Source organism: Streptomyces sp. NPDC002232 (assembly GCF_042890295.1).
Taxonomy (GTDB): domain Bacteria; phylum Actinomycetota; class Actinomycetes; order Streptomycetales; family Streptomycetaceae; genus Streptomyces.
Map to the genome: position 1 here is coordinate 1,140,200 of NZ_JBIARV010000001.1, position 22,723 is coordinate 1,162,922.

The window sequence follows — 22,723 nt, forward strand, 5'->3', positions numbered from 1 at the left end:
CCGTGTCCGACGTCCTGCACACCGTCGAGAACGGTGTCTCGTGGATCACGCTCAACCGTCCCGAGGTGATGAACGCGGTCACCTGGGACCAGCGGGAGCGGATCATCGCGCTGCTGGCCGAGGCCTCCGCCGACCCGGGCGTGCGCTGCGTGGTGGTGACGGCCACCGGGCGCGGCTTCTGCGCGGGCGCGGACCTGCGGGGCGCGCCGTCCACCGGGGACCGGGTGGCCGGGGACGTGGCGCGGATGATCCGGCTCGGGGCGCAGCGCTTCATCGGCGCGGTGATGGACTGCGAGAAGCCGGTGATCGCGGCGGTGAACGGGACGGCGGCGGGGATCGGGGCGCACCTGGCCCTCGCCTGCGACCTGGTGCTCGCGGCGGACTCGGCCCGCTTCATCGAGGTGTTCGTGCGGCGGGGCCTGGTCCCGGACGGCGGCGGCGCGTACCTGCTGCCCCGGCTGATCGGGCCGCGGCGGGCGAAGGAGCTGATGTTCTTCGGCGACGCGGTGGGGGCGGCGGAGGCGCGGGAGATGGGCCTGGTGAACCGGGTGGTCCCGGCGGACGAGCTGACGAAGACGGCCCGCGACTGGGCCGAACGCCTCGCGCAGGGCCCGACGCGGGCCCTGACCCTGACGAAGCAGCTGGTGAACGCGTCACTGGACACGGACCGTTCGACCGCCTTCGCGGCGGAGGCGACGGCCCAGGAGATCAACATGACGACCCGGGACGCCCAGGAGGGCGTGACGAGCTTCGTGGAGCGGCGGGAGGCGCGGTACGAGGGGAAATAGTCGCGCGACGCCGTCCGGGGCGGCCCGTAGGGTGTGACGCGCATATGTCACCACCGCTCCGGGGGGAACGGAACCATGCCGAACTTCGCGCGCTCTCGCGCGAGATCCAGACGATCCGCGAGAACGCTGCTGCTCGTCCCTGCCCTGCTGACGGCCCTGGTGGGGCCGATGATCCCGACGGGTACGGCGCTCGCGGCGACGCCCGCGCCCGCCGTCTCGGCGCCCGCGCCGGCCTCGGCCCGCGGCGCGCAGGCTCCGGACGCGCCCGAGCCGACGGCCACCGCCACCACCACCGAGCCGACGCCCGAGCCGACGGCCACCACCACCGAGCCGACGCCGGACCCGACGGCCACCATCGAGCCCACGCCCGAGCCGACGGCCACCACCACCGAGCCGACGCCGGACCCGACGGCCACCATCGAGCCCACGCCCGAGCCGACGGCCACCACCGCTCCTTGTCCCGCGCTGGCGCTGTCGCCGCTCGGCGACCCGGGCGACACGGTGCGGCAGGTCGAGATCGAGGCGCAGGGCAGCACCTGCTTCACCGTCACCGTGGAGAAGCCCGGCACGCACCGGATCCTCCTCGACGGCAGCCACGACACCTACCCGGAGCTGTACGCGGGTGAGGACCGGGTCGAGTGCCAGAGCTGGGGCTACAAGGCCGCCTGGTGCGACCTGGCCGTCGGCTCGTACACGCTCAAGCTCGTCAACACCGACTGGAGCACGGCCCGGAACCGGCTCGCCCTCGTCCCGCTCATGGCCGGCGTCCCGGGCGACTGCCCCGCCGTCCCCGGCACCGCGTACGACACGGCCCCGGCGACCGGCACGGGCGCCGGCCCGCTGGGCGTCGTCTGCCACTCCTTCACCGCCGTCCCGGGCGAGCGGATCACCAGGGACCTGCGGCGCGTCAGCTACGGCGACAGCTCCGACTGGATCTCCGACAGCACGGGCGCGCGCCTCTGCGCGGAGCGCAACCAGGACGGTTCCGAGGGCTGCGTCCTCCCCGACGGGCCCGTGGGCACCGACGGGGACCAGGGCCCGCGGACGTACCGCGTCTACGCGGTCGTCGGCGACGAGGAGGACGGCGCCCACGCCCCGTACACCCTGAAGGTCCGCCGTCTGTCCGACCCGGCGGGCTGCGCGACCGTCGCCCCGTCCGTCTACGGCACCGCGCCGGACCGGACCGGGTCCGCGACCGGGTGCAAGACCTTCACGCCCACCGTCTCCGGCCGCTACGACGTGCGGGCCGTGAGCGCGGAGGGCAGCCGTTCCACCGTCGCCGTGTACGCGCAGGACGGCACCTTCGTCTGCCAGGCGTACGACGGGCTCTGCGCGCTCACGGCGGGCACGGCGTACACCGTCCTCACCGACGACGCCGTCCAGGTGTTCGGCCGCGCCTCCCGCGAGGGCTGCGTGGACGGGGTCGCGCTCGGCGCCGCCCACCGGGGTACGTTCTCCGCCCCCGGTGAGGTCGACTGCCTGAACCTGACGCTGCCGCGGGGCGCGCACCTCGCCGTCCAGTCGGACCTCACCACCGACATCACCGTGTACGACGTGACCGGCGCCGAGCAGTGCCTCGCCGCCACGAACCTGTGGGACGCCACCTGCGTGCTCGGCGGCACCGCCCCGTACCGGGCCCTCGTCAGCGACGAGGACCCGTACGAGGGCGACGACAGCTACGGGCTCGTCGTCCACCGCACCGACGTTCCCTCCGCCTGCCGGACCTTCACCGCCGGTGACTTCGGCACGGCTCCGGCCCGGACGGTCGTGAAGACCGGGGGCGGCATCTTCGCCGAGTGCCTGACGATCCCCGCGGGATCCCACTCCGCCAACGAGCTCTTCCAGATCGCGAAGGGCTCGGGCGGCTCGTCCGCCGAGGCCGTCGTCGTCGACGCGAAGGGCAGGGTCAGCTGCGAGATCCGCAACTACCACGGCACGTTCTCGGTCTGCGACCTGACCCCGGACCTCGCCCACACGGTCCTCGTCCAGGGCCGTGACGTGACCGCGGAGACCGTCCTGACCCGCCAGGACGTCACCGCCACCGCGCGCGGCTGCCTCGGCACCGCGGCCGTCGCCGTCGGCGGCCCGTCCACCGGAGGCGTCCCGGCCGCGCCCGGCACCTTCCAGTGCCGCCGGGTCACCACGTCCGCCGCCGGGGACACCCTGCACCTGGACGTCCGGGACGCGAACGACGCGGTCCGGCTCATGGCCTTCGACGCCGAGGGCGACGTGGTCTGCGACTACTTCACCAAGGGCTGCGCCGCCACCGGCTCGACCGCCTACCAGGTGCTCCTCCAGGTCCCGGCGGGCGGCACCTCGCCCGCCGCGTACCGGCTGGACGCCGCGCGCATCGGCACACCGGCCGGGCCCGCCCCGGAGTGCGCCCCGGTGGCGAACGTGAGCTACGGCTTCGGGCCGGTCACGGGCAGCCTCAGCGAGCAGCACTCCACGCTGTGCCGATCGCTGCCGACCGCCGCGGGCGACCGCTACTCCGTCGCCTTCAGCCCGGCCGGCACCTTCGCGACCATGCCGCGGCCCCGGATGTACGACCGGACCAGCAGGGTGAACTTCTGCGGCGGCGCGTACACGAGCGAGGGCGAGGTCTACCAGTGCTCGCTGCCCGGCGGGTACCCGAGGACGGCCAAGCCGAGCACGCTCGTCATCGGTCTGCCGGAGAAGCCGGCGCAGGCCACCACACCCGTCACGGCGCAGTTCGCCTGCGACGGCTACCTCTGCGGCCCCGACGAGCGCTCCCTCGGCACCGTCGGACCGGCCACGGTCGGGCGGGGCAAGGTCGCGATGACCGTCACCGGCACGGCGCTGCCCGCGTCGGCCAAGGTCGTCGTGACGAGCGGGTCCTTCCGCGCCGAGTCCACCACCCTCTCCGTGGCGCCCGACCGGCGCAGCATGACGGTGGCCCTGGACCTGACGCGGGCGCCGCTCGGCTCGCTGGAGCTCAGCGTCCACGTGTTCGGCGCGCAGTACATGAAGCCGTCGGTGACCGTCGTCGCGGCGCTCCGCAGCACCGCCGCTCCCGGGATCTCCGGGACGGCGGTCGTCGGCGGGAAGGTGACGGCGAAGCCCGGTTCGTGGTCGCTGCCGGTGACCTCGCTCGCGTACCAGTGGCGGGCGAACGGCGTCGCGATCGCGGGGGCGACGGCCTCCACGTACACGATCCCGGCCACGCTCCAGGGCAAGCAGCTGTCGGTGACCGTGGTCGCGCGGAAGACCGGGCACCCGACCCTCACCGCGGTGAGCGGGGCGGCGGCCGTGCAGGGCGTCGCGCCCCGGGCGACCCGGACGCCGTCCCTCTCGGGCACGGTCCGCGTCGGGCGGACGCTCACCCTGAACCGGGGGACGTGGACGCCGGCGCCGACCTCGTACGCGTACCAGTGGTACGCGAACGGGCGGGCGGTCAGCGGGGCCACCCGCGCCACCTTCACGCTCACCAAGGCCCAGCGCGGGACGAAGATCACCGTCCGGGTGACGGCGCTGCGGACCGGACACCTGAACGGCGTGGCCTGGACCCGGTCGACGGGAGCCGTCGCGGGCTGACCACCGACCGCCCGCTGTGGCCGTCGTCCCCGAGGGGTTCCCATCTGACACACCGTCAGTTTCAATGGTCGGTGTGATGGGACACGCGGGGATGGCGGCCACCGCCGTCCGACACCTCAGGGCGGTCGGTGCGCCGACGGCCGTCGAACCACTGCCCCGGCCCGCCCTGCGGGCGGTCCGGGAGGACGAGCGGGCGCCCGTCGAACCCGGCGAGTTCCGCCGGGTCCTCGGGCACTTCGCCAGCGGCGTCACGATCGTGACGGCCCTCGACGCGGACGGACCGGCCGGCTTCGCCTGCCAGTCCTTCGCCTCCCTCTCCCTCGACCCGCCCCTGGTCGTCTTCATGGTCGCCCGGACCTCGACGACCTGGCCCCGGATCGCGGCGGCCGGGACCTTCTGCGTCAACGTCCTGGGGGCCGGGCAGGGGGCGCTGTGCCGGTCCTTCGCGGTCAGCGGCGCGGACAAGTTCGCGGGGGTCGACTGGGCCCCGGCCCCGGTCACCGGCTCCCCCCGGCTGGCGGGGGCGCCCGCCTGGATCGACTGCGCGATCACCGCGGTCCACACCGGCGGGGACCATCTGATCGTGGTGGGGCGGGTGGAGGGCCTGGGGGCGTCGCGGGACAGCGCCCCTCTCCTCTTCCACCAGGGCCGCTTCGGCCACTTCACGCCGTAGCCGGGCGTGTTGGTCCCTCCCCGTCGCGGACCCGCGCCCCGGCGTTGCGGGCGGCGCCCCGGCGTTGCGGACCCGCGCCCCGCCGTTGTGGGCCGCGCCCCGCCGCCCCCGTTGTGGGCAGGAGTTCCGCAAGGGGCGGAACGGGTGGGCACAACGGACCAGCGCCCATGCCGGCGCGGGAGGCTCCTGGTCCTGAACCCGCACCACGAGGTGCCCGTCACGCGCGGTGCGGGTCCAGGCCCTGAACGCGGAGGCGCCGCTCAGCGCGCCGTCCCGTGTGCCCACCCGTCCCGCCCCAGCGGGACGATTGCCCACACGGGGGGGGCGGCCGACGGCACCGCCCGAAGCGGGCGCGGGCACGCGGGGGCGGGGCGAAGGCCCGCAAAGGGACGCGGGCGCACAGGCGCGCGGGCGAGGGCCCGCAAGCGGCGCGGGCACGCGGGCGCGGGGCTGAGCCCTGTACGGGGGCGCGGCCCGCACGCGGCCGGGGCGGCGCCCTCGGTCAGGGCGCGGGCCCGCACGGGCCCTCACGGGGGCGCAGGCCAGGGGCCGTACAGCCACGCGCGCCGGCGACCCGCAGGGCCGAGGGTCAAGGCGCCACGAGGGCCGACGGGCGTCGGCCGCGGATCACCAGGGCCATCAGCGCCGCCGCCGCGCACAGCGCGCCCGAGGCGTACCAGACGACGTCGTACGTGCCGAAGACGTCCCGCGCCACCCCGCCCGCGAAGGCGATCGCCGCCGCGCCGACCTGGTGGGAGGCGAGGACCCAGCCGAAGACGATCGCCGAGTCCTCGCCGTAGTGCTCGCGGCACAGGGCGATCGTCGGCGGCACCGTGGCGACCCAGTCGAGACCGTAGAAGACGATGAAGAACAGCATCGGGGGGTGCACCGAGGGCGCCAGCAGCATGGGCAGGAAGAGGAGCGAGACGCCGCGCAGGGCGTAGTAGACGGCCAGCAGTCGGCGCGGCGAGAAGCGGTCCGTGAACCAGCCGGAGGCGATCGTCCCGACGACGTCGAAGACACCGATCACCGCGAGGAGCCCGGCCGCCGCCGTGACCGGCATCCCGTGGTCGTGTGCGGCCGGTACGAAGTGCGTCTTCACCAGGCCGTTCGTCGAGGCGCCGCAGATCGCGAAGGAGCCGGCGAGGAGCCAGAAGGGGCCGGTGCGGGCCGCCTTGAGGAGCACGGTGACGGCGCGGCGGGCGGCGCCCGTGACGGGGGCGGGCTTTTCGGCGTACTCCCCGCCGTAGGGGGCGAGCCGGACGTCCGCCGGGTGGTCGCGGAGCAGCAGCCAGACGAAGGGGACGACGGCGAGCGCGGCCAGGGAGACGGTCACCGCGGCGGGGCGCCAGCCGTGCCGCTCGACCAGCCAGGACAGCAGCGGCAGGAAGATCAGCTGGCCGGAGGCGCCGGCGGCGGTCAGGATGCCGGTGACCAGGCCGCGGCGGGCGACGAACCAGCGGTTCGTGACCGTCGCGGCGAAGGCGAGGGCCATGGAGCCGCTGCCGAGGCCGACGAGGACGCCCCAGTAGAGGACGAGCTGCCAGGCCGCGGTCATCCAGACCGTGAGGAGCGATCCGGCGGAGATGATCGTGAGGGCGACCGCCACGACCTTCCGGATGCCGAAGCGGTCCATGAGGGCGGCGGCGAAGGGCGCGGTGAGGCCGTAGAGGGCCAGGTTCACCGAGACGGCGAAGCCGATCGTCCCCCGCGACCAGTCGAACTCCTGGTGCAGCGGCTCGATGAGAAGGCCCGGCAGGGAGGCGAAGGCGGCGGCGCCGATGATCGTGACGAAGGTGACCGCCGCGACGAACCAGGCGCGGTGGACGCGGGGGGTGCGGGGCTGTCCCGCGGGGGCGAGGGGAACCGTCTCGGTTGTCTGGGCCATGCCATCGAGCATCCCGGCCCGCCGCGCGCCCGGCCATTGGCCCGAATGACAGGTTTCCAAAGGATCGGGACACGGGCCGGGACACTGGGCGAGACACGGGGCCGGGACACGGGGGCGAGGCACGCGTCGGGACACGGGGGCGAGGCACGCGTCGGGACACGGGGGCGAGGCACGCGTCGGGACGCGCGGCCTGTCCGCTCACGCCCGCGGCAGGCTCCTGATCGGCCGCACCGCCAGCAGCGCCGCCACCACGAGCACCGCGATCCCCGCGCCCGTGAGCAGCACCGTCTCCGTGCCGACCGCCGCCGCCACCGGCCCCGACAGGGTGCGGCCGACGCCCATCATCAGGAGCGAGCCGGCCACGTCGTACGCGTGCATCCGGTTGAGGGCCTCCTGCGGGACGTGCGTCTGGACCGAGGTGGACCACATGACCAGCCAGAAGGCGAAGGCCGCCCCGCCGATGAACTGGCCCGCGCCGAGGACCGCGACCGGGGCGCCCAGGCCGAGCAGGAGCAGGTTCACGGGGAGGCCGGTGAGCGCCACCGCGCCCGCCGCGAGGGGCCTGCGCGGGCGCAGCCGTATCGCGAGGAGGCCGCCGACGGCGCTCCCGGCGCCGTTGACGGCCATGAGGACGCCGTACGCGGCCGAGCCGTGGTCCTCGGTGACCAGGCTCGCGGTGAGCGGCACCATGGGTCCGGCGACGGTCAGTCCGTAGACCGTCCAGATGGAGATGACGCCCCAGAGCCAGCTCCGGGAGCGGAACTCCCGCCAGCCGCCGACGAGTTCGGCGCCGAAGGAGTCGCGCCGGGCGGTGTCGGAGGGGATCGGGGCGAGGCGCATCAGCAGGAAGCAGACGGCGCTGACGGCGAAGGTGGTCCCGTTGACCGCGAAGGCGGCCCCGGCGTTCCACACGGCGACGAGCAGCCCGGCGGCGGCCGGTCCCGCCATGGTCATGAGCGCCTCGACGACCCGCAGGACGGCGTTGGCGCGCTGCACGTCGGGGGCGATGCGGGGGATGGTGGAGGCCACGCCCGGCTGGAAGAGGGCGGCGCCGACGCCGCTGAGCACGGAGAGGGCGTACACGGTCCACAGCGGCGGGCTGCCGAGCGTGAAGGAGACGGCGAGGACCGCGGCTCCGGGCAGCCGCAGCAGGTCGGCGAGGATCATCATCCGGCGGGCGGTGAACCGGTCGGCGAGGACGCCGCCGAAGAGGACGAAGACCGCGAAGGCGGCCGTCCAGCCGCCGAGCGCGTAGCCGACGGTCGAGCCGGAGTGGCCGGCCCCGAGGAGTCCGGCGGCGAAGGCGACCGGGACCATACCCTCGCCGAAGACGGCGACGCCCCGGGCGACGAAGAAGAGCCGGAAGTTACGGTTCCACAGCGCGGGCGGCACGACCGGTGCGGGAATCCGCCCGGTGGCCTCAGACTTGTACGTGTTGTCCGTCACGGACAAGTAGAGCTACCAGCGTGTGGTCTGGACCACCACCCATTTATGAAGGGGGCGCCCGCCCGTGCCGTCGCCGCACCGCGTCGCCGTACTCGCCCTGCCCGGCATCCTCCCCTTCGAGCTGGGCATCCCGCACCGCATCTTCGGCCGCGCGAAGGACCCCGAGGGGCGGCCGCTGTACGAGATCGTGACCTGCGCCCCGGTGGCCGGTCCGGTGCGGACGGACGCCGACTTCTCGATCGTCGTCGAGCACGGCCCGGAGGCGCTCGCCGCCGCCGACACGGTCGTGGTGCCCGCCTCGTACGAGCTCGGGCCGGTCTACGACGAGGGCAGGCTGCCGGAGGAGCTGGCCTCGGCGCTCGCGCGCATCCGGCCCGGCACGCGACTGGTCGCCATCTGCACCGGCGGGTACGTGCTGGCCGCCGCGGGCCTCCTCGACGGGCGCCCGGCCACCACCCACTGGGCGTCCGCGGAGCACTTCCAGGGCCTCTTCCCGAGCGTGCGGGTCGACGCGGACGTCCTCTTCATCGACGACGGCGACGTCCTGACCTCGGCCGGGGTGGCCGCCGGGATCGACCTGTGCCTGCACATGGTGCGCCGCGACCACGGCACGGCCGTGGCCAACGACGTGGCCCGCAGGACGGTCGTCCCGCCCCACCGGGAGGGCGGCCAGGCCCAGTACATCGAGCGCCCGCTGCCGGAGGCCGGCACCCACACCACGACGGCCGCGCGGGCCTGGGCGCTGGCCCACCTCCACGAGCCGATCCAGCTGCGGGACCTGGCGGAGAAGGAGGCGATGAGCGTACGGACGTTCACGCGCCGCTTCCGCGACGAGGTCGGCATCAGCCCCGGCCAGTGGCTCACCCAGCAGCGGGTGGAGCGGGCCCGGCACCTCCTGGAGTCCACGGGGCTGCCCGTGGACCGCGTCGCCCAGGACGCCGGTTTCGGCACGGCCCAGTCGCTGCGGGTGCACCTGATGACCGCGATCGGGGTGACCCCGACGTCCTACCGCCGCACCTTCCGCACGGGGGCGGCCACCGTCTGAGGACCGCCCTCGGCGTGCACCCGCGCGCGTACCCCTCAGAAGGTGAGCACCCCCCGCGCCACCCTCCCCCGCTCCGCGTCCTCGGCCGCGCGGGCGAACTCCTCCACGGGGTACGTCCGGGTCACCAGCTCGTCGAGGAGCAGGGCTCCGGAGCGGTACAGCTCCGCGTACAGGGCGATGTCCTTCTGGGGGCGCGAGGAGCCGTACCGGCAGCCCAGGATCGACTTGTCGAGGAACATCGCGGCCGGCGGGAAGGTCGCCTCGGCCTTCGGCGCGGTCATGCCGAGCAGGACCGCCTGCCCGTGCCGGTCGAGGAGGTCGATCGCGGTCCGGACGAGGCCCGTGTGGCCGACGCACTCGAAGACGTGGTCGGCGCCGGTGGGCAGGATCTCCCGCACGCCGTCGGCGGAGGCGAGGAAGTGCGTGGCCCCGAACCGCCGGGCCGTCTCCTCCTTGTCCGGGTTCGTGTCGACGGCGACGATCGTCAGCGCGCCCGCGATCCGGGCGCCCTGGAGGACGTTGAGCCCGATGCCGCCGGTCCCGATGACGACGACGGTGTCGCCGCGGCCGACCCTCGCCCGGTTCAGTACGGCTCCGACCCCGGTGAGGACGCCGCAGCCCATCAGGGCGGCGGAGGTCAGCGGGATGTCCCGGGGGATCTTCACCGCCTGCACGGCCTTGACGACGGTCCGCTCCGCGAAGGACGAGTTCGACGCGAACTGGAACAGCGGCCGCCCGTCGCGCGAGAAGGGCTGCCCCGGCATCCCGATGGCCTTGCGGCACATCGTCGGCCGGCCGCGGTCGCAGTCGGCGCAGGCGCCGCAGTTCGCGAGGGTGGACAGGGCGACGTGGTCCCCGGGCTCGACGTGGGTGACGCCGGGGCCCACGGCCGCGACGGTCCCCGCGCCCTCGTGGCCGAGGACGACGGGCGGCGGGAAGGGGATGGTCCCGTCGATGACCGACAGGTCGCTGTGACAGAGCCCGGCGGCGGCGATCGCCACGAGCACCTCCCCCGGGCCGGGGTCGCGCACCTCCAGGTCGTCGACGACCCTGACCTGCTTCCCGTCGAAGACGACGCCTCTCACGATCCGTTCTCCTTCCCCGCGTTGGGACGCTCGCCGGCGGCGGCGGCCCGCGCCATCTCCTCCAGGCGGGCCAGCATCGGCATGGGGTCCGTCCCCACGGTCCCCGGCAGGAAGTCCGCGATGCGCTCGGGGGTCCACGCGCCGCCCTCCGCGTATCCGGCGCGCAGTTCCCTCGGCTGGGCCCAGACCGCGATCTTCGGCCCGGCGATCGTGTACACCTGGCCGGTGATCCGCTCCTCGCGGGCCCGCTCGCTCAGCAGGTAGACGACGAGGGCCGCCACGTCCTCCGGCTCGCCGATCTCCTTGAGCTCCATGGGGACGTTCGCGGACATCCGGGTGCGCGCGACCGGCGCGACGGCGTTCGCGGTGACGCCGTACTTGTGCAGGCCGAGGGCCGCGCTGCGGACCAGCGAGATGATGCCGCCCTTCGCCGCCGCGTAGTTGGCCTGGGCCACCGATCCCTGGTGGTTTCCGCTGGTGAAGCCGATGAGGGTGCCGGTGCCCTGCCGGCGCATGACGGCGGACGCGGCCCGGAAGACGGTGAAGGTGCCCTTCAGATGGGTGGCGACGACCGGGTCCCACTCCTCCTCGGACATGTTGAAGAGCATCCGCTCGCGCAGGATCCCGGCGACGCACACGACCCCGTCGATCCGGCCGTACTCGGCGAGGGCCACGTCCACGATCCGCTGTCCGCCCGCCATCGTGGAGATGTCGTCGGCGACCGCCACCGCCGATCCGCCCGCCGCCTCGATCTCCTTCACCACGGACGCGGCGACCTCCGAGGTCGGCTCGCCGCCCTCGATGGACACGCCGTAGTCGTTGACGACGACCTTGGCGCCCTCCGCCGCGCACGCGAGGGCGACGGCCCGGCCGATGCCGCGCCCCGCCCCCGTCACGGCGACGACCTTGCCAGCCAAGAAGTTCCCCATGCCCGGCCCCTTCCCGCACTTTCTGACGGTCCGTTAGATTCGTTCGTCGTCAGGATTCTACGGTCCGTCAGATACCGGAAAACAAGACCCCGGAGGCCCCGATGTCTCTTCCCGCCGCCTTCCACGAGATCGCCAACCGCGTCAACAACTGGGGCCGTTGGGGGCAGGACGACGAGATCGGCACGCTGAACCTCGTCACCGACGAGGCCGTGCGGGAGGCCGCGGCCACCGTCCGCACCGGACTGCGCGTCCCGCTCGCCCTCGACCTCAAGCAGGACGGCGTCCAGACCGGCATGATCCCCGGGCGGGTCAACCCGCTCCATGTGATGGTCCAGGTCAACCAGGAGATCTTCGGCCCCGGCACGGTCGCCACCAGCGACGACGCCGTGACCCTGGGCCTCCAGGCCGGCACCCACTGGGACGCCCTGACGCACGTCTCCCACTCGGGCCGCATCTACAACGGCCGCCCCGCCGCCTCGGTGACCCCGCACGGCCGCTCCGCGTTCAGCGGCATCCACACGGCCCGTCACATCGTCGGCCGGGGCGTCCTCCTGGACGTGGCCGCCGCGAAGGGCGTCGACCGGCTGCCGGGCGACCACGCCGTGACGCCCGAGGACCTGGACGAGGCGGCCGAGTTCGGCGGCGTGACCGTACGGTCCGGGGACATCGTGCTCGTACGGACCGGGCAGATCCAGCTGTACCTGGCCGGGGACCGGCACGGGTACGCCTTCCCGTCACCGGGCCTCTCGGTGCGCGCCCCGGAGTGGTTCCACGCCCACGACGTCGCGGCCGTCGCCAACGACACGCTGACCTTCGAGATCTTCCCGCCCGAGATCGAGGACCTCTGGCTGCCCGTGCACGCCCTCGACCTGGTCGAGATGGGCATGCTCCAGGGGCAGAACTGGAATCTGGAGAATCTGTCCACAGCCTGTGCACAGACAAGGCGCTACGCCTTCCTGCTCTCCGCGATGCCCGAGCCCTTCGTCGGCGGCACCGGCACACCGGTGGCCCCGGTCGCGGTCTTCTAGCCCCAGGAACGCGCGCAACTCACAGCGCTCACCCCACTCGCGCGGGCGGCGGCGCGCTCGCACGCGCCCCGAGCACGCCACGGCCCGCCGCCGCCCGGCCGCGACCCGCTCGTGCCGAGGGCCACGGCCCTCGGCTCCCCTCGCCACGAATCGCTCACCCCAGGGTGGGCAAAACGGAACGAATCGTCAACACCGCACCCGTCCGGGGGATACGGCCACCGGCCCCGGCGTCACGGGCGCGACCCGGTCCACCTCGCACCAGATGCTCTTGCCGGCACCCTCCGGCTGCCAGCCCCACCGGTCCGCGAGGCCGTCCACCAGCTCCAGGCCGCGGCCGTTGGTGTCGTCGCCCTCCGCGTGCCGGGGCCGGGGCGGCCGGTCGCTCGTGTCGGCGACCTCGACCCGCACCCCGCCGCCCCCCGCGGCGAACAGCATCCGCAGCACGGCCGGGCAGCCCGTGTGCACCACGGCGTTGGTGACGAGCTCGGAGATGAGCAGCACCAGCGTGTCGGCGAGCGGCTCGTCGTCCCCTATGCCCGAGCCGGCGAGCCGCGACCGGGCCCACCTCCGGGCTCGCCCCACCTCGGCCGGGTCGGGCCCGACCTCCAACTGAACCTGAAGAAGCATCTGCACCGCTCACACCATCCGAACCGGCGGACACACCTTTACGGAACGTGATTCCCTTGTGAGACAGCATGGTTGACGTACAGTCACCGCAACAAGCGCTTCGGGCATATTCCAGCGCGAAGGAGTACGCATGGTCCATACTGTGCGACGCCCGCTGCGGGGAGTCGAACGCCGGGCGCGAGCGGCGGGCATTCCGGGTCGCGGGGCCGCCCCAGGGGCGACACCGGGACGATCCGGGCCATCGAGCTCGCGCATCCCACGGAGCGTACCGGAGGCGGAGGCCGACTCCGGGCCGTGACGGCCCCGCCGAAGGACACAACCCGATATCGACGTTCCGTGACGCGCCGCGTGCCCGGTGTGGCTAGAGTCCGGCGGCGACCGCCTCCTCGGCCCGGGCGGCCGGCAGCCGCAGTTCGGCCCGCACCCAGGCCCGCTTCAGATGCAGGTGCACGTCCGCCTCCCAGGTGAAGCCCATCCCGCCGTGGACCTGGAGGCAGTCCCGCGCGTTGGCGACGGCCGCCTCGTCGGCGAGCAGTTTGGCCCCGGCGATCTCGACGGGATCGCGGGTGACGGCGGCGGCCCACACCGCCGCGCGGGCCAGTTCGGTCCGCACGAGCATGCCGGCGCAGAGGTGCTTCACCGCCTGGAACCCCCCGATCGGCTGCCCGAACTGCGACCGCGTCCGCGCGTGGGAGACGGCCGCCCCGGTGGTCGCGGCGGAGCTGCCGACCTGCTCGGCGGCGGTGAGGAGCACGGCCTCGGCGGCCGGCTCCCCGCGTCCCGGCACCCGGTGCAGCGGCGTCAGCGGGTCGACCGACCGCACCGGTACGGCGCCGGTGGCGTCGCCCAGGACCACGTCGGCCCCGTCGAGCCACGGGACCAGGCCCTCCTCCACGGCGGTGACCACGACGGATCCGTCCGCCGCCCCGGGCACGGTCCCGGCGGCCAGGTGCGTCGCGACCAGCGGCCCCGGCAGCAGCACCCGCCCGGCCTCCTCGAAGACGAGCACGGCCTCGGGCAGCCCGAGCCCGACGCCCCCCTCCGCCTCGGGGAGCCGCAGCGCGAAGAACCCGGCGGCGCCCAGCTCCCGCCACAGGTCCCGGTCCAGGGCCGGGGCGGGCGCGGAGACGGCCGCCCGCAGCGCCTCCCGGCCGAAGCGGCGCGCGAGCAGGTCCCGTACGCCTCGGCGCAGCGCCCGCTGGTCCTCCGTGAGGCGAAAGTCCATGGCGGGGTCACCGTCCCTTCGGCAGGCCGAGGATGCGCTCGGCGACGATGTTGCGCTGGATCTGGGAGGTGCCGGCGGCGATGGTGTACGAGAGGGAGGACAGCCGGTCGAGCGTCCAGTCGCGGCCGAGGTCGAGCGCGTCGGGCCCCAGGACGACGGCGGCCGCGTCGTACAGCTCCTGGCGGGCGTGCGAGTAGTGCAGCTTGAAGACGGAGCCCCCGGTGCCGGGGACCCCGCCGGTGGCCTGGGCCTCGCTGACGTTGGCCTGGGTGAGGCGCCACAGGGCCTGGAACTCGGCGGAGAGCCTGCCGAGCCGGCGTCTGAGGACGGGGTCGTCCCAGGTGCCGTTCTTGCGGGCGGTGCGGGCGAGTTCGCCGAGGAGCCGGCGGCAGGCGACGACCTCGCCGACGAAGGCGGTGCCGCGTTCGAAGGAGAGGGTGACCATGGTGACGCGCCAGCCGTCGTTCTCCGCGCCGACGCGGTTCTCGACGGGCACCCGCACCTCGTCGAGGAACACCTCGGCGAACTCGGTCGATCCGGCGAGGGTGCGCAGCGGCCGTACGGTGACGCCGGGCGCGTCCATGGGCAGGGCGAGCCAGGTGATGCCCCGGTGCTTGGACGGCGCGTCGGGGTCGGTCCGGACGAGGAGTTCGCACCAGTCGGCCACCTCGGCGTGCGAGGTCCAGATCTTCTGTCCGGTGACGACGTACGCGTCGCCGTCCCGGACGGCCCGGGTGCGCAGGGAGGCGAGGTCCGAGCCGGCCTCGGGTTCGCTGAAGCCCTGGCACCAGACCTCGTCGCCGCGCAGGATCGGCGGCAGCCAGCGGGCGCGCTGGGCGGCCGTGCCCTCGGCGGCGACGGTGGGTCCGGCGTGCAGGAGCCCGACGAAGTTGGCGCCGACGTAGGGCGCGCCGGCGCGTTCGGTCTCCTCCAGGAAGATGAGGCGCTGGGTCGGGGAGGCGTCCCAGTGGGTGTCGGCGTATCCGGCGTCGTGCAGGCGGCGCTGCCAGCCGCAGTCGTAGGCGCGGCGGGCGGGCCAGTCGAGCGGGTCGGGCCGCTCGGGGAGGCCGGGGAGGGTGGCGGCGAGCCACTCGCGCAGGCGGGCGCGGTAGGCCTCCTCCTCGTCGGTGCAGGACAGGTCCATCAGACGATCCCGAGGTCCAGCATCCGGATGGCGTTGCCGCGCATGAGCTTGTAGACGGTCTCGTCGTCGAGGCCCCGGACGTGGTCGAGGGCGACCTCCTTGGTGTGCGGGAAGGTCGAGTCGACGTGGGGGTAGTCGGTCTCGAAGGTGGCGTTGTCGCGGCCGACGACGTCGAGCGAGGCGATGCCGTGCTTGTCGCGGAAGAAGCAGCAGAAGATCTGCCGGTAGTAGTACGTGGAGGGCGGCTCGGGGACGATGTCGCGGACGCCGCCCCAGGCGCGGTGCTCCTCCCAGACGTCGTCGGCGCGTTCGAGGGCGTACGGGATCCAGCCCATCTGGCCCTCGCTGTAGGCGAGCTTGAGGCGGGGGAACTTCACGAGGACGCCGCTGAAGAGGAAGTCCATCATCGAGGCCATGGCGTTGTTGAAGCTCAGGGAGGCCTGGACGGCGGGCGGGGCGTCGGGGGAGGCGGCGGGCATCTGGGAGCTGGACCCGATGTGCATGTTGACGACGGTGCCGGTCTCCTGGCAGACGGCGAAGAACGGGTCCCAGTGGCCGGAGTGGATCGACGGCAGGCCGAGGTGGGTGGGGATCTCGGAGAAGGTGACGGCCTTGACGCCCCGGGCGGCGTTGCGGCGGATCTCGGCGACGGCGAGGTCGATGTCCCAGAGCGGGATGATGCAGAGCGGGATGAGCCGGCCGCCGCTGTCGCCGCACCACTCCTCGACCATCCAGTCGTTGTAGGCGCGGACGCAGGCGAGGGCCACCTCCTTGTCGTGGGCCTCGGCGAAGGTCTGTCCGCAGAAGCGGGGGAAGGTGGGGAAGCAGAGGGAGGCCTCGACGTGGTTGAGGTCCATGTCGGCGAGCCGGGCCTTGGGGTCCCAGCAGCCGCGCCGCATCTCGGCCCGGGTGATGCCCTCCAGGGTCATGTCGTCGCGGTCGAAGCCGACGGCGGCGATGTTGCGCTTGTACGGGAACTTGAGGTCCTCGTAGATCCACCAGTCGGTGGGCGGGCCGTCGGGGTCCATCGTGATCTGGTACTTCCCGGCGACGTAGGCGAGCTCGCCGATGCCGGCCGTGAGGGGCCGGGGCCCGCGGTCGCGGTACTTCTTCGGGAGCCAGGTCTCGAAGAGGTGGGCGGGCTCGATCACGTGGTCGTCGACGCTGATGATGCGGGGCAGTTCCGTCATGGAGCCTTCTCCGGTTTCTGATGACCCGTCAGATCTGATGGGATCAGGCTAGCCCCCGCCCCCTGGACCGACAAGCGCCGGACCTCTACGCTCACCGCACCATCTGACGGAACGTCAGCCATGAGGAGTACGGGATGACCGAGACCGCACACGCCCTGGGCGAGTCCCGCACGCTCTGGGAGCTCGTCGAGCGCCGCGCCGCGCTCACCCCCGACCGGCCCGTCCTCCTCCAGGGCGACCGCGTCCTCACCTTCGAGGGCCTGCGCGAGCGCGCCGAGCGGTGCGCCGCCGGCCTGTACGGGCGGGGGGTGCGGCCCGGCACGGTCGTCGCCTGGCAGCTGCCCACCCGCATCGAGACCGCCGTGCTCTCCTTCGCCCTCGCCCGCCTCGGCGCCGTGCAGACCCCGGTGATCCCCTTCTACCGGGACAAGGAGGTCGGCTTCGCGCTCCGCGCGTCCCGGGCCGAGCACTTCGCCGTCCCCGGAACTTGGCGTGGATTCGACCATGCGGAGATGGCACGGCGGCTCGGCGCACAGGGGATCTTCGAGGCCTACGGGGACCTACCGGACGGCGACCCCGCCGTCCTCCCGCCCCCGCCGTCCTCCGGCACCGACGTCCGCTGGATCTACTGGACCTCCGGCACCACCTCCGACCCCAAGGGCGTCCTGCACACCGACCGCTCGCTCCTCGCCGGCGGCTCCTGCCTCGCGCACGCCCTGCGGCTGACGGACCGGGACGTCGGCTCCATGGCCTTCCCGTACGCGCACATCGCCGGACCCGACTACACGGTGATGCTCCTGCTCTACGGCTTCCCGGCCGTGATGTCCGAGCACTTCGCGCTGCCCGAGGCCCTCGACGAGTACAACCGGCACGGCGTCACCGTCGCCGGCGGCTCCACCGCCTTCTACTCGATGTTCCTCACCGAGCAGCGCAAGCGGCCCGGGAAGCCCGTCATCCCCACCCTCCGCCTGCTGGCCGGCGGCGGCGCGCCCAAGCCGCCCGAGATCTACCACGCCGTACGGGAGGAGCTGGGCTGCCGCCTCACCCACGGGTACGGCATGACCGAGGTCCCCATGATCACGATGGGCGACCCCGAGGACAGCGACGAACACCTCGCCTCCACCGAGGGCCGCCCGCCCGCCGGCATGGAGATCCGCATCACCGGCGACGGCGAGGTGCGGCTGCGCGGCGAGGCGGTCTGCCGGGGCTACCTGGACCCGGCGCAGACCGCCGCCGCCTTCGACGAGGACGGCTTCCTCGTCACCGGCGACCTCGGACACCTCACGCCCAGCGGCCACCTCGTCCTCACCGGCCGGATCAAGGACATCATCATCCGCAAGGGAGAGAACATCTCCGCCAAGGAGATCGAGGACCTCCTCCACCGGCACCCCGACGTGGGCGACGCCGCCGTCATAGGCCTCCCCGACGCCGAGCGCGGCGAGCGCGTCTGCGCCGTCGTCGAACAGCCCCCGGGCGCCGCACCCCTGGCCCTCCCGCAGGTCACGGCCTTCCTGCGGGAGGCCGGCCTCTCCGTCCACAAGCTGCCGGAGCAGCTGGAGGTGGTGGAGGCGCTCCCCCGCAACGAGACCCTGCGCAAGGTGCTCAAGTACCGGCTCAGGGAGCGGTTCGGCACACCCCGGTGAGGGCCTCGGGAAGGTCCTCGTACACGTCGAAGAGGCGGCGGACGCCGAGCGCCGACAGCACCCGGTCGACGTGCCCGCCCCGGTCGTCCCGCTGCTCGGGGAGGATCAGCCGCAGCCGCCCGCCGCAGGAGCGGAGCAGCCGGCGCGAGGCGATCAGCACGCCGACGCCGCTGGAGTCGCAGAACTGCACGTCGGTCAGGTCGATCATCAGGTCGTGACGGCCGCCCGCGACCGCGTCGTGCACGCGGGCGCGTATCCGGGGAGAGGTGACCAGGTCCAGCTCCCCCTGGACACGGAAGACCGTCCAGGGGCCGTGTTCGTCCTCGTCGACCTCGATCGTCGTCACATCCGGCGCCTGCCCCCGTGACGGGCGGCGAAACCTCCCGCGCGAAGGATGACGCTTTCCTTACCATCCGATTCCGCGTCAAGAGCGCACTTGCGGCAAACAGGAGTGCGTTGTCGGAACGGCGCACTACTTTGGAGGGGAACCGGGACGGAGGGCCTCATGCCGATGGACACACCACCGCGCTGGGACCGCAGGATGCAGCAGCGGCTGGAGCGCGGGGAGGCCGCTGCCCTCGGCGAGTTCTACGACCGGTTCGCGGCCCTGGTGCACAGCCTCGCCCACCGGGTGCTCGGCGACGACGAGGCGGCCGACCAGGTCACCCGCGAGGTCTTCGGCCACGTCTGGGAGCACCCGGAGTCCTACGACCCGAAGCAGGGCAGCATGCGCGCGTGGGTCGCCAAGCTGACCCAGCGGCAGGCCGTGCACCGGCTGCGGCAGGCCGAGGCCCTGGCGTACGCGGAGACGGGGCTCGGCTCCACCGAGGAGCTGGAGCAGAAGGTGCACCGGGCCACGGTCGCCGCCCGCGCCGACTACATCGTCACCTCCATGCCGGCCCCGCTGCGGGAAGCCCTCGAACTGGCCTACTTCCAGCGGCGCGACTACCGCCAGACCGCCGCCGACCTCGGCGTCACCGAGGACGAGGCCCGCCGGCGCCTGCGGCTCGGGCTCCAGCTGCTCTCCTCCGCCCACACCCGGCCGCTCGAAGGCTCCTCGCCGCCGGGCTACGGACGGGCGCTGTGACCGGGGCGGACGGCGCGGCGGAGGGCGAGGGCGACGACGTCGCCCGCGTCCCCCGGATACCGGGCCCGCGCCGGTCGGCCGACGACCACGCGGACCTGACGGCACGGCTCCCGGAGGAGGTGGAGGAACCGGACGTGGACGGCGAGGAGCCCGAGGTGCCGGACCTCAGCCACGGCGTGCTCAAGTCCCTGCTCGGGGCCTGGGCGCTGTCGGCGTGCTCGGCCGGCGAGACCCTGGCCGTCGAGAACCACCTCACCGCCTGCGCGCCCTGCGCCGACGAGGCGCTCCGGCTCCGCGACGCCGTCGCCCTCCTCCACGAGGACCGCGACCTGGACCTCGACCCGCTGCTCCGCTCCCGGGTCCTGGAGAACTGCCTGGGCCGCCGCCCCGCCCGCATCCCGATCCCCGACTGGGTCACGCCCTACGACGCGGAGACCGCCCGGCTCGACGCGCTCCTGCGGGACATCGGCGAGTCCGAGTGGCACGCGCCGGTGCGGCTCAAGTGGTACGAGGAGAACCGCGTGGTGCGCCGCAAGGCCACCGTCGCGGCGGTCATCGGCCACCTCTTCGCGGTCGACGGCCTGGTGTCGGCGGCGCTCGGCCTGGACGACCCGCTGGGCGCGGACGTCCCGGAGCTCTCCCCGACGGAGCGGACCGAGGCCTTCTGGGCGGCCCTGGACCGGCCGCCGAACCGCTCCCTGCGGGGACCGTGGCGGGACCAGTCGCACACGCTGATCCGGACGGCCGCCTTCGCGGGGCGCGGGGTGGCGGACCTGACCGTGACGTACAAGGACTTCGCCCTCCCGCTCCAGGACTCCCTCCTGGAGCGGGCCTTCGAGTGCTGGCGGCACGCGGACGACATCGCGAACGCGGTCGCCTATCCGTACGCGCCGCCCAGCGGGGCGCACCTGCACGGCATGATCGACCTGGCCGCCCGGCTGCTGCCCGCGGCGCTCGCCAACCGCCGCCGCACGGGTCTGGCCGGCCCGGCCAAGGAGCTCGTCACGGCGGGCGCGCCGGGCCGCTCGCTCCACCTGGAGGTGGAGGGCGCGGGCGGCGGCCACTGGTACATCGCCCTGGACTCCCCGGCGGCGGTCGGCTCACCGGACCGGGCGGTCGCGCAGGTGGCGATGGACGGGGTCGAGTTCTGCCAGCTGGTGGCGGGGCACATCACACCGGAGGAAGCGGCGGCGGGGCAGGACGGGGACCGCGAGGCGATCCGCGACGTCCTCTCCGCGGCAGCGTCCCTGAGCCGCCTGTAACCCGGCCGGGCCCGGTCGCGGGCCGCGCCCCAGCCCGTTGTGGGCCGCGCCCCGCCGGGCCCCGTCGTGGGCCCGCGCCGCCCGGTGCGGGCCTCCGCCCACGCCCGTGCGCCGCGCCGCCCGCGCCCGTGGGCCTTCGCCCCGCGCCCGTATGGGCGTTCGCCCGCGCCCCGGGCCCGTGTGCCTTCGCCCCGCCTCGCGCGGGCCCGCGCCCGCCGCTCGCCGTGGGCCCGTCGCCCACGCCCGTGTGGCCCGTCGCCCACGCCCGTGTGGGCAATCGTCCCGCTGGGGCGGGACGGGTGGGCACACGGGACGGCGCCCCTTAGCGGCGCCTCCGCGTCCGGCGCCCTGACCCGCACCACGCGTGACGGACGCCTGTCGGTGCGGGTTCGGGCCCAGGAGCCTCTGGCGCCGGCAGGGCGCGGGTCCGTTGTGCCCACCCGTTCCGCCCCTTGCAGAACGCCTGCCCACAACGGCCGGGACGCAGGCCCACAACGGGCGGGCCCAGGCCCGCAGCGGGCCGGGCGCGGGGTCCACAACGGCGGGCGCGGGCCCGCACCGGCGGCAGGCGAAGGCCTGGGCGCCGGGGGCGCGGGCCCACACCGGCAGCGGGCCAAGGCCTGGGCGCCGGGAGCGCGGCCCGCACCGGGCCGGGGGCCGGCCCGGCGGAGGGTTACGCGAAGACCACCGTGCGGCGGCCGTTCAGGAGGATGCGGCGTTCCGCGTGCCACTTCACCGCCCGCGCCAGCGCCTGGCACTCCACGTCCCGCCCCGTCGCCACCAGCTGGTCCGGCGTCACCTCGTGGCCGACCCGCTCGACCTCCTGCTCGATGATCGGGCCCTCGTCGAGGTCGGCCGTCACGTAGTGCGCGGTCGCGCCGATCAGCTTCACGCCGCGCGCGTGCGCCTGGTGGTAGGGCTTGGCGCCCTTGAAGCTGGGGAGGAAGGAGTGGTGGATGTTGATGATCCGCCCGGAGAGCTGCTTGCACAGGTCGTCGGAGAGGACCTGCATGTAGCGGGCGAGGACGACCAGCTCGACGTTCTCGGAGCGGACGAGCTCCAGCAGCTCCGCCTCGGCCGCGGCCTTGGTGTCCTTGGTGACGGGGATGTGCCGGAAGGGGATGCCGTAGGAGCCGACGAGCTCCTGGAAGTCGGTGTGGTTGGAGACGACCGCGACGATCTCCACCGGCAGGGCCCCGATCCGCGAGCGGAAGAGCAGGTCGTTCAGGCAGTGGCCGAACTTGGAGACCATGAGCACGACCCGCATGGGCTGGTCGGCGCGGTTGATCTGCCAGTCCATGGCGTAGGCGTCGCCGACAGCGGCGAAGCTCGCCCGGAGCTTGTCGACGGTCACCGGGGCCTCGGCCGAGAAGTGGACCCGCATGAAGAAGAGACCGGTGTCACGGTCTCCGAACTGCTGGCTGTCCTCGATGTTGCACCCGGTGATGAAGAGGTAGCTCGACACGGCGTGCACGATGCCCTGCTTGTCGGGGCACGAGAGCGTGAGGACGTACTGGTCGGTCATCCCGTCAGCCTGCCACAGACGCCCCGCCGGACGGACCACCGTCCGCCAGGCGGAACGGCTCAGGACCGGGTCATGACATGGAGCACGTCGAGGGAGCGCGGGGGCGTGTCGGGGTCCTCGCCGTCGGCGTGCGCGAGGCGTACGTGCGCCTCGCGGGCGGCGCGCACGGCCTCGGGCCAGCCGGGGTGCTGGAGGTAGGCGGAGACCTGGGCGTCCGGGCCCACCTGGTGCATGATGCGGAGCACCCGGAGGACGGCGACGTCGACGAGGGCGGCCTCGCCGGAGTCCCGGAAGATCGAGCCGACGTACTTCTCGGCGGACCAGTTGTCGAGCCAGGTGTCCTCGACGAGGCGGTAGACGGCGTCGGTGACGTCGCCGTACCCCTCCCGGCCGGTGAGCCAGGTCGTCTCGTGGAATCCGGGGTCGGAGAGCATGTGCAGCGCCGAGCGCACGTTGCTGCGCCAGCGCCACCACGGCATGTCGTTGAGCGGCATGCCGCCCATGGTGGAGGAGCGACGGCCGCGACGGGAAGAGTTCACCGAACCGGAGACTGGACTGGGGACTGGACTGGACACGTTTCGAT

General features: G+C 74.0%; 19 protein-coding genes. 8 read left to right on the top strand and 11 right to left on the bottom strand.

The features are described from left to right. Positions 1 to 2: 2 nt before the first annotated feature. The 3 genes from ACFYXU_RS05255 (at position 3) to ACFYXU_RS05265 (ending at position 5,016) form a co-directional block, all read left to right on the top strand. Positions 3 to 788 carry an enoyl-CoA hydratase/isomerase family protein gene (locus tag ACFYXU_RS05255; RefSeq protein WP_389407516.1) on the top strand — a complete coding sequence of 262 codons (786 nt, stop codon included), beginning with the start codon at positions 3 to 5 and terminating at the stop codon, positions 786 to 788. A gap of 168 nt (positions 789 to 956) precedes the next feature. Beyond that, the gene (locus ACFYXU_RS05260) at positions 957 to 4,343 is read left to right on the top strand and encodes a hypothetical protein (protein WP_389456521.1); all 3,387 of its coding nucleotides are present in this window, start codon (positions 957 to 959) and stop codon (positions 4,341 to 4,343) included. A gap of 76 nt (positions 4,344 to 4,419) precedes the next feature. Next, a complete protein-coding gene (locus ACFYXU_RS05265) occupies positions 4,420 to 5,016 on the top strand; it encodes a flavin reductase family protein (RefSeq protein WP_389407518.1) in 597 nt (198 codons plus the stop codon). Positions 5,017 to 5,605: 589 nt separating this feature from the next. Here the strand turns inward: ACFYXU_RS05265 and ACFYXU_RS05270 are convergent. Together ACFYXU_RS05270 and ACFYXU_RS05275 are read right to left on the bottom strand one after the other, a co-directional pair. After that, positions 5,606 to 6,904 carry an MFS transporter gene (locus tag ACFYXU_RS05270; RefSeq protein WP_389407519.1) on the bottom strand — a complete coding sequence of 433 codons (1,299 nt, stop codon included), beginning with the start codon at positions 6,902 to 6,904 and terminating at the stop codon, positions 5,606 to 5,608. A gap of 198 nt (positions 6,905 to 7,102) precedes the next feature. After that, entirely contained in the window at positions 7,103 to 8,350 is a 1,248-nt protein-coding gene (locus ACFYXU_RS05275) for an MFS transporter (RefSeq protein ID WP_389407520.1), read from the bottom strand. A 64-nt stretch (positions 8,351 to 8,414) separates the two neighbouring features. On the opposite strand from ACFYXU_RS05275, the gene ACFYXU_RS05280 reads away from it, so the two are divergent. Continuing rightward, on the top strand, positions 8,415 to 9,395 hold the full coding sequence (locus ACFYXU_RS05280; RefSeq protein WP_329851209.1) for a helix-turn-helix domain-containing protein: 981 nt from the start codon (positions 8,415 to 8,417) through the stop codon (positions 9,393 to 9,395). Positions 9,396 to 9,430: 35 nt separating this feature from the next. On the opposite strand, the gene ACFYXU_RS05285 is transcribed toward ACFYXU_RS05280, so the two are convergent. Together ACFYXU_RS05285 and ACFYXU_RS05290 are read right to left on the bottom strand one after the other, a co-directional pair. Beyond that, positions 9,431 to 10,480, bottom strand: coding sequence for a Zn-dependent alcohol dehydrogenase (locus ACFYXU_RS05285; protein ID WP_361393089.1), 1,050 nt, complete (start codon positions 10,478 to 10,480; stop codon positions 9,431 to 9,433). Then, complete coding sequence (locus tag ACFYXU_RS05290) at positions 10,477 to 11,409, bottom strand: SDR family NAD(P)-dependent oxidoreductase (protein ID WP_361393087.1); 933 nt, start codon at positions 11,407 to 11,409, stop codon at positions 10,477 to 10,479. Before ACFYXU_RS05290 ends, ACFYXU_RS05285 begins: the two co-directional genes overlap by 4 nt. A gap of 101 nt (positions 11,410 to 11,510) precedes the next feature. On the opposite strand from ACFYXU_RS05290, the gene ACFYXU_RS05295 reads away from it, so the two are divergent. Further along, the gene (locus tag ACFYXU_RS05295; protein ID WP_376507410.1) at positions 11,511 to 12,437 is read left to right on the top strand and encodes a cyclase family protein; all 927 of its coding nucleotides are present in this window, start codon (positions 11,511 to 11,513) and stop codon (positions 12,435 to 12,437) included. 186 nt (positions 12,438 to 12,623) lie between these two features. On the opposite strand, the gene ACFYXU_RS05300 is transcribed toward ACFYXU_RS05295, so the two are convergent. The 4 genes from ACFYXU_RS05300 to ACFYXU_RS05315 form a co-directional block, all read right to left on the bottom strand. Continuing rightward, positions 12,624 to 13,064, bottom strand: coding sequence for an ATP-binding protein (locus ACFYXU_RS05300; RefSeq protein WP_384561196.1), 441 nt, complete (start codon positions 13,062 to 13,064; stop codon positions 12,624 to 12,626). 361 nt (positions 13,065 to 13,425) lie between these two features. Then, entirely contained in the window at positions 13,426 to 14,289 is an 864-nt protein-coding gene (locus ACFYXU_RS05305; protein ID WP_389456524.1) for an acyl-CoA dehydrogenase family protein, read from the bottom strand. A gap of 7 nt (positions 14,290 to 14,296) precedes the next feature. Continuing rightward, entirely contained in the window at positions 14,297 to 15,433 is a 1,137-nt protein-coding gene (locus tag ACFYXU_RS05310; RefSeq protein ID WP_376507407.1) for an acyl-CoA dehydrogenase family protein, read from the bottom strand. After that, positions 15,433 to 16,623, bottom strand: coding sequence for an amidohydrolase family protein (locus ACFYXU_RS05315; RefSeq protein WP_376507406.1), 1,191 nt, complete (start codon positions 16,621 to 16,623; stop codon positions 15,433 to 15,435). The genes ACFYXU_RS05310 and ACFYXU_RS05315 overlap by 1 nt, the downstream gene beginning before the upstream one ends. A 134-nt stretch (positions 16,624 to 16,757) precedes the next feature. Between ACFYXU_RS05315 and ACFYXU_RS05320 the strand changes: the two genes are divergently transcribed. Next, positions 16,758 to 18,266, top strand: a complete 1,509-nt coding sequence (locus ACFYXU_RS05320; RefSeq protein ID WP_389456526.1) for a class I adenylate-forming enzyme family protein — start codon at positions 16,758 to 16,760, stop codon at positions 18,264 to 18,266. Here ACFYXU_RS05320 and ACFYXU_RS05325 read toward each other — a convergent pair. Beyond that, positions 18,238 to 18,612 carry an STAS domain-containing protein gene (locus ACFYXU_RS05325; RefSeq protein WP_361393075.1) on the bottom strand — a complete coding sequence of 125 codons (375 nt, stop codon included), beginning with the start codon at positions 18,610 to 18,612 and terminating at the stop codon, positions 18,238 to 18,240. The genes ACFYXU_RS05320 and ACFYXU_RS05325 overlap by 29 nt on opposite strands. Before the next feature lie 159 nt (positions 18,613 to 18,771). On the opposite strand from ACFYXU_RS05325, the gene ACFYXU_RS05330 reads away from it, so the two are divergent. After that, positions 18,772 to 19,353, top strand: a complete 582-nt coding sequence (locus ACFYXU_RS05330; protein WP_376507404.1) for a sigma-70 family RNA polymerase sigma factor — start codon at positions 18,772 to 18,774, stop codon at positions 19,351 to 19,353. Continuing rightward, positions 19,350 to 20,615, top strand: a complete 1,266-nt coding sequence (locus tag ACFYXU_RS05335; RefSeq protein WP_389456528.1) for a zf-HC2 domain-containing protein — start codon at positions 19,350 to 19,352, stop codon at positions 20,613 to 20,615. The genes ACFYXU_RS05330 and ACFYXU_RS05335 overlap by 4 nt, the downstream gene beginning before the upstream one ends. Before the next feature lie 673 nt (positions 20,616 to 21,288). On the opposite strand, the gene purU is transcribed toward ACFYXU_RS05335, so the two are convergent. Then, positions 21,289 to 22,140 (bottom strand): formyltetrahydrofolate deformylase, encoded by an 852-nt coding sequence (gene purU / locus ACFYXU_RS05340; protein WP_329851227.1) that lies wholly within the window; start codon positions 22,138 to 22,140, stop codon positions 21,289 to 21,291. A gap of 59 nt (positions 22,141 to 22,199) precedes the next feature. Beyond that, positions 22,200 to 22,643 (bottom strand): hypothetical protein, encoded by a 444-nt coding sequence (locus ACFYXU_RS05345; protein WP_329851436.1) that lies wholly within the window; start codon positions 22,641 to 22,643, stop codon positions 22,200 to 22,202. Positions 22,644 to 22,723: the final 80 nt, after the last annotated feature.

What these genes read in the sequence shown, in the direction of transcription:
- ACFYXU_RS05260 (WP_389456521.1), top strand. Translation starts at nt 957, where the DNA reads ATGATCCCGACGGGTACGGCGCTCGCGGCGACGCCCGCGCCCGCCGTC.
- ACFYXU_RS05265 (WP_389407518.1), top strand. Translation starts at nt 4,420, where the DNA reads ATGGGACACGCGGGGATGGCGGCCACCGCCGTCCGACACCTCAGGGCG.
- ACFYXU_RS05270 (WP_389407519.1), bottom strand. Translation starts at nt 6,904, where the DNA reads ATGGCCCAGACAACCGAGACGGTTCCCCTCGCCCCCGCGGGACAGCCC.
- ACFYXU_RS05290 (WP_361393087.1), bottom strand. Translation starts at nt 11,409, where the DNA reads ATGGGGAACTTCTTGGCTGGCAAGGTCGTCGCCGTGACGGGGGCGGGG.
- ACFYXU_RS05295 (WP_376507410.1), top strand. Translation starts at nt 11,511, where the DNA reads ATGTCTCTTCCCGCCGCCTTCCACGAGATCGCCAACCGCGTCAACAAC.
- ACFYXU_RS05300 (WP_384561196.1), bottom strand. Translation starts at nt 13,064, where the DNA reads ATGCTTCTTCAGGTTCAGTTGGAGGTCGGGCCCGACCCGGCCGAGGTG.
- ACFYXU_RS05305 (WP_389456524.1), bottom strand. Translation starts at nt 14,289, where the DNA reads ATGGACTTTCGCCTCACGGAGGACCAGCGGGCGCTGCGCCGAGGCGTA.
- ACFYXU_RS05310 (WP_376507407.1), bottom strand. Translation starts at nt 15,433, where the DNA reads ATGGACCTGTCCTGCACCGACGAGGAGGAGGCCTACCGCGCCCGCCTG.
- ACFYXU_RS05315 (WP_376507406.1), bottom strand. Translation starts at nt 16,623, where the DNA reads ATGACGGAACTGCCCCGCATCATCAGCGTCGACGACCACGTGATCGAG.
- ACFYXU_RS05320 (WP_389456526.1), top strand. Translation starts at nt 16,758, where the DNA reads ATGACCGAGACCGCACACGCCCTGGGCGAGTCCCGCACGCTCTGGGAG.
- ACFYXU_RS05330 (WP_376507404.1), top strand. Translation starts at nt 18,772, where the DNA reads ATGCCGATGGACACACCACCGCGCTGGGACCGCAGGATGCAGCAGCGG.
- purU (WP_329851227.1), bottom strand. Translation starts at nt 22,140, where the DNA reads ATGACCGACCAGTACGTCCTCACGCTCTCGTGCCCCGACAAGCAGGGC.
- ACFYXU_RS05345 (WP_329851436.1), bottom strand. Translation starts at nt 22,643, where the DNA reads ATGGGCGGCATGCCGCTCAACGACATGCCGTGGTGGCGCTGGCGCAGC.